General features: G+C 64.5%; 15 protein-coding genes. 11 read left to right on the forward strand and 4 right to left on the reverse strand.

The genetic code is table 11. The annotated features are described in order from the left end of the window. Positions 1-9: 9 nt before the first annotated feature. The 3 genes from LPJ38_RS08980 (at position 10) to LPJ38_RS08990 (ending at position 1,674) form a co-directional block, all read left to right on the forward strand. A complete protein-coding gene (locus LPJ38_RS08980) occupies positions 10-438 on the forward strand; it encodes an acyl-CoA thioesterase (RefSeq protein WP_145641859.1) in 429 nt (142 codons plus the stop codon). Between the two features lie 3 nt (positions 439-441). Continuing rightward, on the forward strand, positions 442-885 hold the full coding sequence (locus LPJ38_RS08985; RefSeq protein WP_145641781.1) for a PaaI family thioesterase: 444 nt from the start codon (positions 442-444) through the stop codon (positions 883-885). Between the two features lie 129 nt (positions 886-1,014). Next, complete coding sequence (locus LPJ38_RS08990; RefSeq protein ID WP_145641779.1) at positions 1,015-1,674, forward strand: DsbA family protein; 660 nt, start codon at positions 1,015-1,017, stop codon at positions 1,672-1,674. Between the two features lie 94 nt (positions 1,675-1,768). Here LPJ38_RS08990 and LPJ38_RS08995 read toward each other — a convergent pair whose 3' ends face one another. Further along, complete coding sequence (locus LPJ38_RS08995; protein WP_145641777.1) at positions 1,769-1,975, reverse strand: hypothetical protein; 207 nt, start codon at positions 1,973-1,975, stop codon at positions 1,769-1,771. A 141-nt stretch (positions 1,976-2,116) separates the two neighbouring features. Here LPJ38_RS08995 and LPJ38_RS09000 point away from each other — a divergent pair, with 141 nt between their 5' ends. Then, positions 2,117-2,431 (forward strand): hypothetical protein, encoded by a 315-nt coding sequence (locus LPJ38_RS09000; RefSeq protein ID WP_158644805.1) that lies wholly within the window; start codon positions 2,117-2,119, stop codon positions 2,429-2,431. Then, positions 2,415-2,993, forward strand: coding sequence for a nucleotidyl transferase AbiEii/AbiGii toxin family protein (locus tag LPJ38_RS09005; protein WP_158644804.1), 579 nt, complete (start codon positions 2,415-2,417; stop codon positions 2,991-2,993). The genes LPJ38_RS09000 and LPJ38_RS09005 overlap by 17 nt, the downstream gene beginning before the upstream one ends. Before the next feature lie 70 nt (positions 2,994-3,063). On the opposite strand, the gene LPJ38_RS09010 is transcribed toward LPJ38_RS09005, so the two are convergent. Next, positions 3,064-4,146, reverse strand: coding sequence for a carboxylesterase family protein (locus tag LPJ38_RS09010; RefSeq protein ID WP_145641772.1), 1,083 nt, complete (start codon positions 4,144-4,146; stop codon positions 3,064-3,066). 20 nt (positions 4,147-4,166) lie between these two features. Beyond that, on the reverse strand, positions 4,167-5,138 hold the full coding sequence (locus tag LPJ38_RS09015) for a S1C family serine protease (protein ID WP_145641770.1): 972 nt from the start codon (positions 5,136-5,138) through the stop codon (positions 4,167-4,169). Positions 5,139-5,420: 282 nt separating this feature from the next. Here LPJ38_RS09015 and LPJ38_RS09020 point away from each other — a divergent pair, with 282 nt between their 5' ends. The 6 genes from LPJ38_RS09020 (at position 5,421) to LPJ38_RS09045 (ending at position 12,724) form a co-directional block, all read left to right on the forward strand. Further along, positions 5,421-6,839, forward strand: coding sequence for a M20 family metallopeptidase (locus tag LPJ38_RS09020; protein ID WP_145641768.1), 1,419 nt, complete (start codon positions 5,421-5,423; stop codon positions 6,837-6,839). 261 nt (positions 6,840-7,100) lie between these two features. Further along, positions 7,101-8,891, forward strand: coding sequence for a peptide ABC transporter substrate-binding protein (locus LPJ38_RS09025; protein ID WP_145641766.1), 1,791 nt, complete (start codon positions 7,101-7,103; stop codon positions 8,889-8,891). A gap of 30 nt (positions 8,892-8,921) precedes the next feature. Beyond that, positions 8,922-9,881, forward strand: coding sequence for an ABC transporter permease (locus LPJ38_RS09030; RefSeq protein WP_145641764.1), 960 nt, complete (start codon positions 8,922-8,924; stop codon positions 9,879-9,881). Beyond that, on the forward strand, positions 9,847-10,764 hold the full coding sequence (locus tag LPJ38_RS09035; RefSeq protein ID WP_145641762.1) for an ABC transporter permease: 918 nt from the start codon (positions 9,847-9,849) through the stop codon (positions 10,762-10,764). The genes LPJ38_RS09030 and LPJ38_RS09035 overlap by 35 nt, the downstream gene beginning before the upstream one ends. Further along, positions 10,764-11,759, forward strand: coding sequence for an ABC transporter ATP-binding protein (locus LPJ38_RS09040; protein ID WP_145641760.1), 996 nt, complete (start codon positions 10,764-10,766; stop codon positions 11,757-11,759). The genes LPJ38_RS09035 and LPJ38_RS09040 overlap by 1 nt, the downstream gene beginning before the upstream one ends. Beyond that, positions 11,756-12,724, forward strand: coding sequence for an ABC transporter ATP-binding protein (locus LPJ38_RS09045; RefSeq protein WP_145641758.1), 969 nt, complete (start codon positions 11,756-11,758; stop codon positions 12,722-12,724). Before LPJ38_RS09040 ends, LPJ38_RS09045 begins: the two co-directional genes overlap by 4 nt. A gap of 56 nt (positions 12,725-12,780) precedes the next feature. On the opposite strand, the gene LPJ38_RS09050 is transcribed toward LPJ38_RS09045, so the two are convergent. Beyond that, a complete protein-coding gene (locus tag LPJ38_RS09050; protein ID WP_167520753.1) occupies positions 12,781-14,685 on the reverse strand; it encodes a sensor domain-containing diguanylate cyclase in 1,905 nt (634 codons plus the stop codon). Between the last annotated feature and the right edge of the window lie 121 nt (positions 14,686-14,806).

A 14,806-nucleotide genomic window follows, 5' to 3' on the forward strand; every position in this document is an offset into this window, starting at 1 on the left:
GCAATGGCGATGGAGCAGGAGGCGACCTATCGCGGCACGGTCTATCCGTGGCAATGCGATCACGTCGGCCACATGAACATCATGTGGTATGTCGGCAAATTCGACGAGGCCAATTGGAATCTGTTCGCACGCCTCGGGCTGACGCCGAGTTACTTGCGCAGCTCTGGCCGCGGCATGGCCGCGGTGCAGCAGAACATCGCCTACAGGCGCGAGCTGCTCGCCGGCGACATCGTCGAGATCCGCAGCCACCTGCTCGAACTCAAGGACAAGTCGATCCGCTTCCGGCACGAGATGAGGAATGCCGAGACCGGCGAGATCGCCGCGACATGCGAGATCACGGGCGTGCACCTGGATCGCAGCCAGCGCAAGTCCACGCCGTTCGCCGATGTCATCCGCGAAACGGCGTCTCGGCATCTTGCCGAGCAGGTCGACGTGTAGGCCATGTCCGTGTTCGAACCGAAGGACCCGGGCTATCGGGCGGCGGCCATCGCCATGTTCAATGGCCAGCCTGCGATGCAGACGCTCGGCATCGTGATCGTCCGCCTTGCGCCGGGCGAAGTGGAGCTGGCGATGCCGTATTCGGCCGCCTTCACGCAGCAGAATGGTTTTGTCCATGCCGGCATCATCACCGCAGGCCTCGACAACGCCTGCGGCGTCGCCGCCTTCACCCTGATGCCGCGCGAAGCGGGCATCCTCACCGTCGAGTTCAAGACCACGCTGCTCGCGCCTGCGCGCGGCATGCGCTTCGTCTTCAAGGCCGAGGTCGTCAAGCCCGGCCGCACGCTGACCTTCTGCGAAGCCAGAGCCTTTGCCGAGCACGAGGGCAAGACGTCGCTGATCGCGACCATGACGGGGACGTTGATGGCGATGCTGCCGCGCGCCTGAGGCGTCGCAAGCACCGGCCAACCGCACATAGCCCGGCGATGACATTGCGCCCGCAAGGCTCTATATCAGCCGTAACAATTCCCGGTCGCGAACCGTATTTGCAGCGATGGGACCGAAACGGGACGACATATGGCTGGATTTGGGAACAAGGGCCGTCTGACCACGCGGCGCGCGGCATTGACGCTGATCGGCGCGGGTGCTTTGGCGGCGGGCGGCATCACCTCGGCTTGGGCCGCTGTCGATGACGACGAGGTGCTGACCGAAGCCAAGGTGCTGCGCGATCCCGACACGCCGGTTGCCGGCAATCCCGACGGCAATATCACCATCGTCGAATGGTCCGATTACAATTGTCCCTATTGCCGCAAGCTCGAGCCCGAGCTGCGCCAGGTCGTCCAGGACGACGGCAAGGTGAGGCTGGTGATGAAGGACTGGCCGATCCTCGGGCCGGTCTCGGTCACGGCAGCGCGGAGTGCGCTCGCTGCCAAATTCCAGAACAAATATCATCCGGCCCACGACGCCCTGATCGGCGTCAGCTCGCGCCTGACCGAGCCGCGCATCAACGAGCTCCTTGCCGGCGCCGGCGTCGACATGGACCGCCTGAAACGCGATCTCACCGACCGGGGCAGCGACATCGACGCGCTGCTCAAGCGCAACAACGATCAAGCCGAAGCCTTCGGCTTCCGCGGCACGCCGTCCTTCATCGTCGGCAAGTACCGCGTCCCGGGCGTGCTCAGCATGAATGAGTTCGAGCAGGTCATTGCCGACGCGCGCAAGGCCAAGATGAACTGAGCCGGCGGTCTTCATCGCGCAACACAAAGGCGCCGCCGCGGCGTTCGCGACGGCGCCTCGTTCATGACGGCGCCTCGTTCAGGACCCGGTGTCGTTACTTCGACGAGATCCGGACCCAGTCTTTGTGCGCGCGGTCTCGCAGCGCGTCAAAGTCGGCCTTGGCGACATCCCAGTTCACGATGGTGCGATTGGTGGCCGCGACCTCGCCCCTGGCGACCGACGACGTCTGCATGGAATCATAGACGTAAACGCCGCCTGCAAGCAGCAGCGCGCCCAGGATCATTCCAAAAAAAGTCTGCATTTGCGAACCTCCGGTGACCGGCGATAACGTCGGCTGCGACGGACAGTTCCCGCGCTCGGGTCATCGCAGAAGGGGAGTTCGGCCCGGATCGGTCCTATGGGTCGTGGATTAACGGGCGTGGGTTGGCTATACTCGAAACTGATGACGAACGACACCTCCGCAAGCCTGATCGACAAGCTCGGCCGCAAATATCTCTGGTGGCGGCCGGTCGACGGATTGCCTTTCTCCGAAGATCGCATCGTCGCGCAAATCATGAATCTCGGGACGTATGACGATGTTCTCCAGTTGGAGGCAGCGCTGGGACACGCCCATCTCGCAGACATCATGCTTCGCGCTGAGCCGGGCTGGTTCAGCGATCGCTCCTGGGAGTTTTGGCGCGGGCGCCTGTCATTTGCGATGGGTGCCGAACTGCCGGACAAGGCGCTACGAAGAGACTTCCATGCCGCGACGCTTTGAGCCGAGACTGTCGATCCTGCCCGCTGCTCAATGCGAAATCTGGCCTCTGCTTGCTCCTTCGCGGAATCTACAGCTCGTCCTCTACGGCGGCACGGCCATTGCCCTTCAACTGGGACATCGCGAGTCGCTCGATTTCGATTTCTTTTGCTCCGCGGCGCTGAACAAGGAGCAAGTCCATGCGCAGTTCCGCTTCGTCGACGGCGCCGCCGTCCTTCAGGATGCTCCCAACACATTGGTGGTCTCGGCCAACATGCCCTCAGGCCCGGTGAAGGTTTCCTTTTTCGGACGCATTGGCTTCGGTCGTGTCAACGACCCCATGCCAACCGCAGATGGCACGATGTTCGTAGCCTCGCTCGAGGATTTGCTGGCCACCAAACTTAAGGCGACGCTCGATCGAGCCGAGGCCAAGGACTACCGGGACATCGCCGAGATGATCTCTGCGGGGGTATCATTGCCGCGAGGGATCTCGGCATTCCGGGAGATGTTCGGTGGCGAGCCCGCGCAGGTGCTGCGCGCAATAGGATTCTTCGAAGATGGACCTTCGCAGTCTGAGCGGGACTGATCGCCAAACCCTGCGGGAGGCCCGGGATCGCGTGGACGTATTGCCCAATGTGTCTCTCAAGCAGAGCCTCTTATGAGGACCGCTGAGTCCCATTCAGCCATTCCAGCAGCTCCGCGTTGATCTCGCGCGGATAGGTGTGGCTGAGGTCGTCGATCTCGCGGTAGATGACATCGGCGCCGGCGGCCGAGAGCGCCGCCTGCGTCTGCCGCGCGGTCTGCACCGGAAACATCCAGTCGAGCTTGCCGTGCGTGATGAAGACGGGCAGGCCCTGCAGGCGCGCGGCGTCCGCCATCTCCGCCATCAGCGGATGGAAGGTCGCCGACACCGGCGCAAGATGGGTGAAGGGCGAGGCGCCGTCGAGACCAGTGACGTAGCAGAAGGTGCCGCCGTCACTCATGCCGGTCAGCAGCATGCGCGAGGCATCGACGCTCCAGCGGCTGCGCACGCTCTCGAGGATGCGCATGAGGTTGGGGGTGTCGGCGTCATCGCCCATCAGCGCCCAGGTCGGGCCGGTCGCGGTCGGGGCCACCAATATTGCGCCGAGACTACGGGCGTCGCGCAGCCAGCTCCACAGGAAGCCGCGACCGTTGCCGCTGCCGCCGTGCAGCACCATCACCAGCGGCATGGCACGCTCGGGCGTGTAATATTCGGGCACGTAAGCAGAGAAGCCGCCGCGGCGGCCGGGCTCGTTGTGGTCGTGGAAGATGCCGGTGTGCTCGCTCGCGCCAGCTTCCAGTCGTGAAAGCAAATCACCGTTCTCGCGATTGGCGGCGTTGAGGAAGAAGCTGCTCACTGGAGGAAACTGCGCCGCCAGCGGATAAAGCGCCTCCTGTGCGCGCGGCACGTGGCGTAGCGCGCGGAACACCGCGACGAGATCGCCATTGCCGCGCTCGACCTCGCGAATGCCGGCAAAGGCGGCGAGCGTCTCGTCGCAGGCCCTATCGAGCTGGCCGCGCAGTCCGGCGAACTGCTCCGGCCAGTCGCCGCTCGCCGCGCGCGCCGTTTGCAGCGTCTCGTCCGGCGCACCGATCGCGTTCATCACGGAAGCAAAGGCCGGCGGATGCAAATGCCGCTGGAAGAAGCCGAGCGCTTCCAGAGCATTGAGCAGCGGCGGCAGCACGGCCACGATGTCGTCCACCACGGCCTCTGTCATCGCGGCTTCCTCAGTTGGGATCAATGCAGCTTCGGCGCCTTCAACAGCTTGAAGCGATCGGTCGAGGTGACCGTGACATCGAAGGTGACGCCTTCGTGATGCACGGTGAGCGGCACGTCGACACCGGCGGCGCCGAGCGCCCACATCTTCTTGTAGAACGCGGTCTGGCTCGTGATCTTGTCGCCGTTCACGGCGAGGATGACGTCGCCGGTCTTGAGCTCGGCACGGGCGGCCGGACCATTGGCGGAGATCCCGATCACCACCACGCGGTTGTCGATCTCGGTCGAGTAGAGTCCAAGCCAGGGCCGTGCCGGCTTGTTGACGCGACCGAATTTGCGCAGGTCATCGAGGATCGGCTTCAGGAGGTCGATCGGCACGATCATGTTGACGTGCTCGGCCTTGCCGTCGCGTTCGCGTTCGAGCTGGAGCGAACCGATCCCGATCAATTCGCCGCGTTCGTTGAGGAGCGCCGTGCCGCCCCAGTTCGGGTGCGCGGGATAGGTGAAGACGGCCTCATCCAACAGATATTCCCAGTAGCCGGCGAATTCCTGCTTGGCCACGATCTGGCTTGCGACCGACCGCGTCCGCCCGCCGGCGCCGCCGACCACGACGCGGTCGCCGATCCGGGTTTCCGCCGAGCTGCCGAGCGGCAAGGGCTCGACGTCGAGACGGCCGAGCGCCTGCACGAGGCCGAAGCCGGTGACGGAATCGAAGCCGAGCGCATGCCCTTCGACCACGCGCCCGTCGCCGAGGTGCAGCCAGACGGATTCCGCCTCGGTGATGAGGTAGCCGATGGTGAGCACCAGCCCGTCGTCGATCACGACGCCGTTGCCGGCGCGTTCGGTGCCCAGCGTCTCGGCGCTGAAGGCGTCCGGCGGGATGATGGCGTGCAGGCCGACGACGGAGCCGAGCGCGCGGTCGAGATCGAAACCATAGTCGCTCGCGCGCGGCTGGTTCGCCGGCGGCACTCTCCATTCGGTCAGTGCGGGCATGGAGTTCTCCTGGCTGAGAGCATCGCTCCGCCGTAGTCCGCGGAACGAAGCGCGAAGCACGCATAATTTAGGCCGGAGCAGGCCGTCTTGAAAGCCTCGTCCCGCAACTATTCGGGAGAACGTCGTGTGAAATCCTCGAAAGGCACGAGAACACCTCGGGCAAAGGGGACATCATCGATCCGGCAGCGGCCGCATGGCTGCTGTCCGGCGAGGTGCTAGGCGCCGTGCAACGAAGCTGCTAACCATTGCCGCTTCGTTGAACTTGGGATCACGGACCGAAGCATGGATAACCGCAGCGACATCTGGCGTGGCGTCGACACGATCAAGGCACGTTTCATCGACCTCAGCGACAGGGTCTGGGGCATGCCCGAAGTGTGCTACACCGAGGCGCGGTCCGCCGCCGAGCATCTCGCCGAGCTGCGTCATCAGGGTTTCCGTATCACCGAGCAGGTTGCCGGCATTCCGACCGCGGTGATGGGCGAGTGGGGCGAGGGCGGTCCGGTCATCGCCTTCATGGGTGAGTATGACGCGCTGCCGGGATTGAGCCAGGAGGCCGGCGTCGCCGAGCATCGTCCGATCGAGGCTGGTGGCCATGGCCATGGCTGCGGACATAATCTGCTCGGTTCCGCGGCGTTGCTCGCCGCGACCGCGGTGAAGGACTGGCTCGGCGAGAACAAAGTGCCGGGACGCGTGCGCTATTACGGCTGCCCTGCAGAAGAGGGTGGCGCGGCCAAGGCCTTCATGGTGCGCTCCGGCGCGTTCGAAGATGCCGACATCGCCATCACCTGGCATCCGCACAGCTTCTGGGAAGTCGCGGTGACGCCCTCGCTCGCCAACACGCGCGCGGACTTCATCTTCACCGGCCGCACCTCGCATGCGGCGGCCTCGCCGCATCTGGGGCGCTCCGCGCTCGATGCGGTCGAGCTGATGAACGTCGGCGTGAACTACATGCGCGAGCACATGCCGAGCGACGCGCGCGTGCATTATGCGTTGCTCGACACCGGCGGCATCGCGCCCAACGTGGTGCAGGCCCATGCGCGGGTGCGCTATTCGATCCGCGCCCGCGATCTTCCCGGCATGAACGAGCTGGTCGAGCGCGTGTCCAAGATCGCGCAGGGCGCAGCCCTGATGACCGAGACCAAGGTGGAGATGAAGATCATCTCCGCGGTTTCCAACATCCTGCCGAACACGCCGCTGGAACAAGCGCTGCACCGGGTGATGGAAGAGCTCGGGCCGCCGCATTTCGACGAAGCGGACAAGAGCTTTGCCCGCCAGATCCGGGCGACGCTGAGCGACAAGGACATCTCCTCGGTCTATTACGCGATCGGGATGGAGCCGACCGATCGGCCGCTGGCCGACTTCCTGGTGCCGCTGGATGCCAAGCGCAACCCGCTGGTGGGCTCGACCGATGTCGGCGACGTGAGCTGGGTGGTGCCGACCGTGCAGGTTCACGCACCGACGGTTGCAATCGGCACGCCCTTCCACACCTGGCAGGTGGTGGCTCAGGGCAAGAGTGCCCATGCCCACAAGGCCATGGTGCAGGCGGCCAAGGCAATGGCCGGTCTCGGCATCAAGGCGCTGACGGATTCGGAGCTGATCAAGGCCGCGAAGGCGGACCTTCAAAAGCGGACGGCCAAGACGCCTTACGTTTGTCCGTTGCCGGACCACGTCGCACCGCCGCTCGACATGTCCGTGGCGTAGAATTCGCCTCGATACTTCGTCTGATCCGGCGAACAAATTTTCCGCAGTGCAGCGCGCAATCCAGCATGTTTTGATGCTGGATTGCCGAACGGATGGGCTGCCGGAACGCGATTTTGCCCAACAGACAGCCACAAGACCGTTTGCACACACACGGTCCCAGTTGACGTGCACCCCATTCAGTGTGCCATCTACTGCCAGCGAAATGGGCGGCCCCGCGTCACGGCCGCCTTCATCACTATGGGAACCAGACGGGGGACAACCATGCTGGATAAAGAACTGCGTTCGATGATCGGCCAGGTGAAGGATGGGCGTATGGATCGCCGCGCCTTCATCAAGCGCATGGCGGCCGTCGGTCTCACCGCACCCTTGGCCAATCAGGTCCTCGCGCTCGGCGGTGTTGCCATGGCCCAGGGCACGTCCCCCTATAAGCCGACCAAGCGCGGCGGTGGCGGTGCACTGAAGTTGTTGTGGTGGCAGGGGCCGACCTTGCTCAATCCGCATTTCGCTACCGGTACCAAGGACCAGGACGGCTCGCGCCTGTTCTACGAGCCGCTCGCCTGCTGGGATCCGGACGGCAACATGAAGCTGGTGCTGGCATCCGAAATTCCCTCGACCCAGAACGGCCTGCTGGCCGCCGACGGCAAGTCGGTGACGTGGAAGCTGAAGCCCGGCGTGAAATGGCACGACGGCAAGCCGTTCTCGGCCGATGACGTCGTCTTCACCTGGGAGTACATCAAAGACCCGGCGACAGCGGCGGTCACCGTGGCGACCTATCGTGACATCACGGTGGAGAAGGTCGATGATCTGACGGTCCGCATCACCTTCAACAAGCCGACGCCATTCTGGGCTGACGCCTTCGTCGGTGCGACCGGTCAGATCCTGCCCAAGCACCTGTTCGCCGAGTACAAGGGCTCCAAGTCCCGTGAGGCGCCGAACAACCTCGCGCCGGTCGGCACCGGTCCTTACAAATTCCTCGAGTTCAAGCCCGGCGATCTGATCCGCGGCGAGATCAACAAAGACTATCACATGCCGAACCGTCCTTATTTCGACACGCTCGAGATGAAGGGCGGCGGTGACGCGGTCTCGGCTGCACGCGCGGTGATCCAGACCGGTGAATATGATTTCGGCTGGAACATCCAGGTCGAGGACGACGTTCTGCTGCGCCTGGAGAAGGGCGGCAAAGGCAAGACCATCTATGCCGTGGGCGGCGATACCGAGTTCATCGCGCTGAACTTCACCGACCCGAATACGGAAGTCGACGGCGAACGCTCGTCGATGAAGACCAAGCATCCGCTGTTCTCAGATCCGGCCGTGCGCAAGGCGCTGTCGCTGCTGGTCGATCGCGACTCCATCAAGAAGGCGATCTACGGACGCGCCGGCCGTACCACCGCGAACTTCCTCAACGGCCCGGAAAAGTTCGTCTCCAAGAACACCTCCTGGGAGTTCAGCGTCGAGAAGGCCTCGAAGATCCTCGACGATGCCGGCTGGAAGCCCGGCGCGGACGGTATCCGCGAGAAGGACGGCAAGAAGCTGAAGCTCTTGTATCAGACCTCGATCAACGGTCCGCGTCAGAAGACGCAGGCGATCGTCAAGCAGGCCTGCCAGAAGGCCGGCATCGACGTCGAGCTGAAGTCGGTCGTGGCCTCGGTGTTCTTCTCGTCGGACGTCGCCAATCCCGACACCTACGCGAAGTTCTACGCCGACATCGAGATGTTCCAGATCCCGATGAGCCAGCCGGATCCGGCCCAGCACATGCGCCGCTATCATTCGGCCAATGTGGCGACCAAGGAGAACAAGTGGCAGGGCACCAACTTCCCGCGCTACGTCAACAAGGAGTATGACGCCACCATCGACGCCGCCGACGGCGAGATGGATCCGGTCAAGCGCGCCGCGCTCTACATCAAGGCCAACGACCTGCTGTTCCAGGACACCGTGTTCATTCCGGCGCAGCACCGGCTCAAGGTCGAGGCGACCGCGAATACGCTGCGCCCGGTGATCTCGGGCTGGGCCAACGAAACCGACAACCTGTTCGACTGGTACCGCGAGGAATGATCCCCCAACTCTAGACGGGGCCCTTCCCTCATGAGCCAATACGTCCTGCGTCGCCTGATGATCGCGATTCCGAGCCTGCTCGGAATCTCGGTCGTGCTGTTCGTCGTGCTCGCGCTCGCGCCCGGCGATCCGTTCTCCGAACTGGCGACCAACCCGAACGTGCCGCCCGAAGTTCAGGCTGCGCTTCGGGCCAAGTTCGGCCTGGATGATCCGATCTACCTGCGCTATCTGCACTGGCTCAACGCCATGCTGCACGGCGACTGGGGTTTTTCGTTCGTCAGCCGGATGAATGTCGATACGCTCATCCTCCAGCGCCTTCCGACCACGCTCTACGTGATCGGGTCGGCGCAGATCCTGGCGCTGATGGTCGCGATTCCCGTCGGCGTCTATGCTGCGACCAAGCCGTATTCGCTGTTCGACCAGGTCGCCAATACCCTCGCTTTCGTCGGCTTCTCGCTGCCGACCTTCTTCACCGGCATCCTGTTCATCCTGATCTTCTCGGTCACGCTGGACTGGCTGCCGTTCGTCTACACCACCGACATCAAGGCGACCGGCATCCGCTGGTTCCTTGAGATGATCCGGCAGGCGATCATGCCGGTGGCGGTGCTCGGCCTGTTCCAGGCGGCGTCGATGACGCGCTTCGTGCGCTCGGCGATGCTTGACGTCATCCGGCTGGACTATGTCACCACGGCGCGGGCCAAGGGCCTCGGCCAAGCCAAGGTCATCGTCAAGCACGTGATGCGCAACGCCATGATCCCGGTCGTCACGCTCATCGCGCTGCAGATGCCCGCGGTTTTCGGCGGCGCCATCGTCACCGAGCAGATCTTCCGCATTCCCGGCATCGGCTCGCTGCTGATCTCCTCCATCCTTTCCAACGACACGCCGGTGGTGATGGCCGTCACCTTCGTCTTCGCGTGCCTCGTCGTGCTGTTCAATCTCATCGCGGACGTCCTTTATGGCTGGCTTGACCCTCGCATCTCCCTCCGCTGAGCGGCGGGTCTACTCGCCTTGGCGCGAGACGTGGCGACGCTACAGCCGCCACAAGCTTGCCGTCGTCAGTGCGTTCCTGCTCCTCATTCTTGTCCTGGCGGTGGTGTTTGGTCCGTTCGTCTGGCGGGTCAAGATCGACGAGATCGATATCGTGGCTGGCATGCAGGGTCCCTCGCTGGCCCATCCCTTCGGCACCGACGATCTCGGGCAGGACATCCTCGCTCGTATGATCTACGGCGGGCGGATCTCGCTTGCCGTCGGACTTGCCGCAATGCTGGTGTCGGTCTTTATCGGCGTGCTAATCGGCGCGCTCGCCGGTATGTCGCGCGGGGCGCTTGGACACGGCCTGATGTGGCTCACCGACCTCTTCCTATCGCTGCCGCAGTTGCCGCTGCTGCTGCTGCTGATCTATCTCTTCCGCGACGGGCTGAAGCAGATGTTCGGCCCCGAGGGCGGCATCTTCATCCTGATCGTGCTGGTGATCGGGGGGCTGCGCTGGATGCCGGTCGCGCGCCTGGTGCGCGCCCAGTTCCTCTCGATCCGCGAGAAAGAGTTCGTCGAAGCCGCACGCGCGCTCGGCGCCAGTCCCGTGCGGCAGGTGGTGCGGCACATCCTGCCCAATGCGCTCGGTCCCGTGATCATCGCCGGCACCATCGATGTCGCCGCCGCAATCATCGCGGAATCGACTCTGTCCTTTCTAGGCCTCGGCTTCCCGCCCGATACCCCGACCTGGGGCCGGCTGCTCTATGACGCCAAGGACTTCCTCGACATCGGCCCGCACTGGGCGCTGTTTCCGGGCGGCGCGATCTTCATCGCAGTAGTCGCCATCAACTTCATCGGCGACGGCCTGCGCGACGCGCTTGATGCGCGACGGGTGATCTGATGGCGCCGCTGCTCGAGATCAAGGGCCTGAAAACCCACTTCTCCACCGATGACGGCATCCTCCAGGCCGTCGACGGCGTGGACATCTCCATCAACAAGGGCGAGACGCTCTGCGTCGTTGGCGAGTCCGGCTGCGGCAAGACCGTCACCGCGATGTCGATCCTGAAGCTGATCGCGATGCCGCCGGGCCGGATCGCGGCAGGCCAGATCATCTTCGAGGGACGCGATCTCGTGCCGCTGACGAGCAATCAGCTCGACGAGATCCGCGCCAAGGAGATCGGCTTCATCTTCCAGGAGCCGATGACCTCGCTCAACCCGGTGCTCACCATCGGCGAGCAGATCGCCGAGAGCCTGCGTCGCCACGAAGCGGTGACCAAGAAGCAGGCGCTCGAGCGCACCATCGAGATGCTGAAGCTGGTACAGATCCCGAACGCCGAAGGCCGCGTGCACAATTATCCGCACCAGTTCTCCGGCGGCATGCGCCAGCGGGTCATGATCGCGATGGCGCTCGCCTGCAAGCCCAAGCTGATCATCGCCGACGAGCCGACCACCGCGCTCGACGTCACCATCCAGGCGCAGATCCTCGACCTCCTGCAGGACATGAAGGACCGCTTCGGCATGGCGGTGATGCTGATCACCCATGCCATGGGTGTCGTTGCCGAGACCGCGCAGCGCGTCGTTGTGATGTATGCCGGCAAGGTGGTGGAGGAGGCGCCCGTCGACGAGCTGTTCGGTAATCCCCGCCATCCCTATACGCAAGGCCTGATCCGCTCGATCCCGCGCATCGATCTCGACAGCGAGCACAAGACGCGGCTGGAGGCGATCGGCGGATCGGTGCCGATCCTGATCAACCCGCCGGTCGGCTGCCGTTTCGCACCGCGCTGCAAGTTCGCCATGAACGTCTGCACCGAGAAGGAGCCGCTGCTGCGCGAGATCGCACCCGGCCACCGCATGGCCTGTCACTTGGGAGATTTGAGCCTCGGAGGCGCGGCATGAGCGAACCGTTGCTGCGCGTCAGCGGCCTGAAGAAACATTTTCCGGTGCTCGGCGGCCTGCTGTCGCGCCAGGTCGGGACCGTCTACGCGGTCGACGGCGTGTCGTTCTCGGTCAACCGCGGCGAGACGTTGGGACTCGTCGGCGAGTCCGGCTGCGGCAAGTCGACGACGGGGCGCTGCGTGCTGCGCCTGATCGAACCGACCGACGGCGAGGTCACCTTCGACGGCCAGGACGTGCGCAAGCTCGGCGGCAATGATCTGCGGGCGATGCGGCGGAACATGCAGCTGGTGTTCCAGGATCCGTTCGCCTCGCTCAATCCGCGCATGACGGTCGGTGCAATCCTCGGCGAGGCCTTCACCATCCACAATCTCGCCTCCTCCCCGAAGGAGCGCGAGGAGCGCGTCGCGGGCCTCTTGGTCAAAGTCGGGCTCAAGGCCGAGCACATGCGGCGCTATCCGCACGAATTCTCCGGCGGCCAGCGCCAGCGCATCGTGATCGCGCGCGCGCTCGCGGTCGAGCCGAAACTGATCGTCTGCGACGAGCCGGTCTCCGCGCTCGACGTGTCGATCCAGGCGCAGGTGATCAACCTGCTGGAAGATCTCCAGGCCGAGCTGAACCTCACTTATCTGTTCGTCGCCCACGATCTCTCGGTGGTCGAGCACATCTCCGACCGTGTCGCAGTGATGTATCTCGGCCGCATCGTCGAGCTCGCCAAGGCCAGCGATCTCTACCGCAACCCGCAGCATCCCTACACCAGGGCGCTGCTCTCGGCGGTGCCAGTGCCCGATCCCAAGCTCAAGCGCGAACGCATCCGCCTCAAGGGCGACGTGCCAAGCCCGATGAAGCCGCCGTCGGGCTGCCACTTCCACACCCGCTGCCCGATTGCCCAGCCGCGCTGCGCGGAGAGCGCGCCGGAGCTGAGGGAAGGGGCGGGCGGTCACTTCGTGGCGTGCCACCTCGCCTGACGCGAAACCGCGTTGGGCCTCTGGAGCTGCTCCCGAGAGCAACAGGACCGATTCCGTCACGCGCTCTTTGCGGGCCACGGTATGACTTGGCCCGACATCACCAGCTGGTCTCGGCCGGCGTCCTTGGCAGCGTAGAGGGCGCGGTCGGCGGCGGCGACCAGCGTGCTGCAGTCCGCCATGGCTTGGGACGGAAGAGCCGCCGCGCCGCCGAGGCTTGCGGTGACCAGCCGGGTGGGCGGATTCTGCGCATGCAGCATGGCAAGGTCTTGCAGCGCCTGGCGAATTCCCTCGCCGACCTCGGCGCAGCCATCCGGACCGGTGTTCGGCAGCAAGACGGCGAATTCCTCGCCGCCATAGCGCGCGGCGAGATCGGCCGGGCGCCTGGCCTGGGCGGACAGGATCCGGCCGAGCGCGCGCAGGCAGGCATCGCCCGCCAGATGTCCGTAATGGTCGTTGAACTTCTTGAAATGATCGACGTCGATCAGCAGCAGTGAGAGCTGCGTGCCGTCGCGCCGGGCACGGGCCCATTCGTCGGCGAGGCGCTCGTCGAAGGCGCGGCGGTTGGCAAGACCCGTGAGGCCGTCGGTCGTTGCCAGCGAGGCAAGCCTGTCCTGGAGATCTTTCTGCTCGGTTATGTCGCGCACGACCGCGACCACGCCGTCGATCGTGCCGCTGTCCGATGCCAGGGTCACGTGCAGCGCAGCCTCGGCCCAGATCTCACCCTTGTCGCGATGGCGCTGACGATAGATGAACCGCGCCTCCTCGGCCTCGCCGTTCTTCAGGGCGGCGATGGCTTGCTCGACGCGTTCCATGTCGTCGGCATGAATGCCGGCCAGCGCCGAGGTGCCCAGCAGTTCTTCGGCCGACCACCCGGTGATGCGTGCGCAGGAGGGCGAAACGTAGAGCAGCCGGTTATCAAGACTAATGCGGGTCACCATGTCGCTGGATTGCTCGGCGAGCAGGCGGAAATTGGCCTCCGTGGTGACGAGAGCCTGCGCCGTGCGCTGCCGCTGCACGAGCTGACGGACGAGATAGGAGCCGATCATTGCGATCAGCAGGGCGAGCCCGACGACGAAGGTCATGCGCGTGGTCGCCGCGCGCCGCCAGGGGGCCAGCACGTCGTCCTGCGACTTGCTCGCCAGCACCATCAGGGGATAGCGGCTGCTGCGCTGGTAGTAGCTCAGCCGCTGCACGCCATCGAGCGGCGACTTGAAATAGTAGACCGCCGCGGCGGGGCGGCTATCCCAGCCCTTGAACAGGGGCGCATTGGACAGGTCGCGTCCGACGAAGGCTCCGTCATTGTCGCGGCTGCGCGCCAGCATGATGCCGCTAGTGTTGAGCAGCGATGCCGAGCCGTTCGCGCCGATGTCGAACCGCTCGTAGAATTTGACGAAATAGCTGACGTCGATCGTGAGCAGGGCGACGCCGGCGAAGCCGCCGTCGATATCGTTGATCCGGCGCGATGCGGTGATGATCCATTGGCCGCCGGAGCGGCTCTTGACCGGGGGTCCGATCAGCGTGCCCGGATCCGCCGAGTCGCGGTGGCGCCGGAAATAGTCGCGGTCGCTGTTGTTGAGCTTGGAGAAGTCGATGCGCTCGGTCGTCGCAAGCCACCGGCCGGCCGCGTCGTAGATGAAGATGCCCCGGATGCGGTCCGACGACTTCCGCGTCGGCAGATAGGCCTGGAGCTTCGCGATCGTCTCCGGCCCCGTCCCGTCGATTTCGAGCCGATGCACCAGCCCGACCAGGAGCGTGTCGGCGAGTTCGAACGTATCGTCCGCGTGCTGGACCAGCGAATGCGCGAGATTGGCGACCTCAATCTCGGCGTTCCCAAGATCGACTTTGCGCGCTTCCCATTCGCGCCATGCGCTCAAGCCGAGAATCACCACGCAAACGAGCGCGATGAAACCCGCCGCCCAGAGCGGAAGGCGCGTCTTGCCGAGTTCGCGGCTCGTCACCATCAGGCTTGCTCCAAATTGGTGCAAACCTCTCACTTTCACCTTAACGGCCTGTTGCAAAATTTGTGATGATTGCGTGAGCCCGTACTCAACCGGACCGAAGTATGGATATCTCGACTGACGC

The organism is Bradyrhizobium daqingense, from assembly GCF_021044685.1.
Taxonomy (GTDB): Bacteria; Pseudomonadota; Alphaproteobacteria; order Rhizobiales; family Xanthobacteraceae; genus Bradyrhizobium; species Bradyrhizobium daqingense.

What these genes read in the sequence shown, in the direction of transcription:
- LPJ38_RS08980 (WP_145641859.1), top strand. Translation starts at nt 10, where the DNA reads ATGGAGCAGGAGGCGACCTATCGCGGCACGGTCTATCCGTGGCAATGC.
- LPJ38_RS08985 (WP_145641781.1), top strand. Translation starts at nt 442, where the DNA reads ATGTCCGTGTTCGAACCGAAGGACCCGGGCTATCGGGCGGCGGCCATC.
- LPJ38_RS08990 (WP_145641779.1), top strand. Translation starts at nt 1,015, where the DNA reads ATGGCTGGATTTGGGAACAAGGGCCGTCTGACCACGCGGCGCGCGGCA.
- LPJ38_RS08995 (WP_145641777.1), bottom strand. Translation starts at nt 1,975, where the DNA reads ATGCAGACTTTTTTTGGAATGATCCTGGGCGCGCTGCTGCTTGCAGGC.
- LPJ38_RS09000 (WP_158644805.1), top strand. Translation starts at nt 2,117, where the DNA reads ATGACGAACGACACCTCCGCAAGCCTGATCGACAAGCTCGGCCGCAAA.
- LPJ38_RS09005 (WP_158644804.1), top strand. Translation starts at nt 2,415, where the DNA reads ATGCCGCGACGCTTTGAGCCGAGACTGTCGATCCTGCCCGCTGCTCAA.
- LPJ38_RS09010 (WP_145641772.1), bottom strand. Translation starts at nt 4,146, where the DNA reads ATGACAGAGGCCGTGGTGGACGACATCGTGGCCGTGCTGCCGCCGCTG.
- LPJ38_RS09015 (WP_145641770.1), bottom strand. Translation starts at nt 5,138, where the DNA reads ATGCCCGCACTGACCGAATGGAGAGTGCCGCCGGCGAACCAGCCGCGC.
- LPJ38_RS09020 (WP_145641768.1), top strand. Translation starts at nt 5,421, where the DNA reads ATGGATAACCGCAGCGACATCTGGCGTGGCGTCGACACGATCAAGGCA.
- LPJ38_RS09025 (WP_145641766.1), top strand. Translation starts at nt 7,101, where the DNA reads ATGCTGGATAAAGAACTGCGTTCGATGATCGGCCAGGTGAAGGATGGG.
- LPJ38_RS09030 (WP_145641764.1), top strand. Translation starts at nt 8,922, where the DNA reads ATGAGCCAATACGTCCTGCGTCGCCTGATGATCGCGATTCCGAGCCTG.
- LPJ38_RS09035 (WP_145641762.1), top strand. Translation starts at nt 9,847, where the DNA reads ATGGCTGGCTTGACCCTCGCATCTCCCTCCGCTGAGCGGCGGGTCTAC.
- LPJ38_RS09040 (WP_145641760.1), top strand. Translation starts at nt 10,764, where the DNA reads ATGGCGCCGCTGCTCGAGATCAAGGGCCTGAAAACCCACTTCTCCACC.
- LPJ38_RS09045 (WP_145641758.1), top strand. Translation starts at nt 11,756, where the DNA reads ATGAGCGAACCGTTGCTGCGCGTCAGCGGCCTGAAGAAACATTTTCCG.
- LPJ38_RS09050 (WP_167520753.1), bottom strand. Translation starts at nt 14,685, where the DNA reads ATGGTGACGAGCCGCGAACTCGGCAAGACGCGCCTTCCGCTCTGGGCG.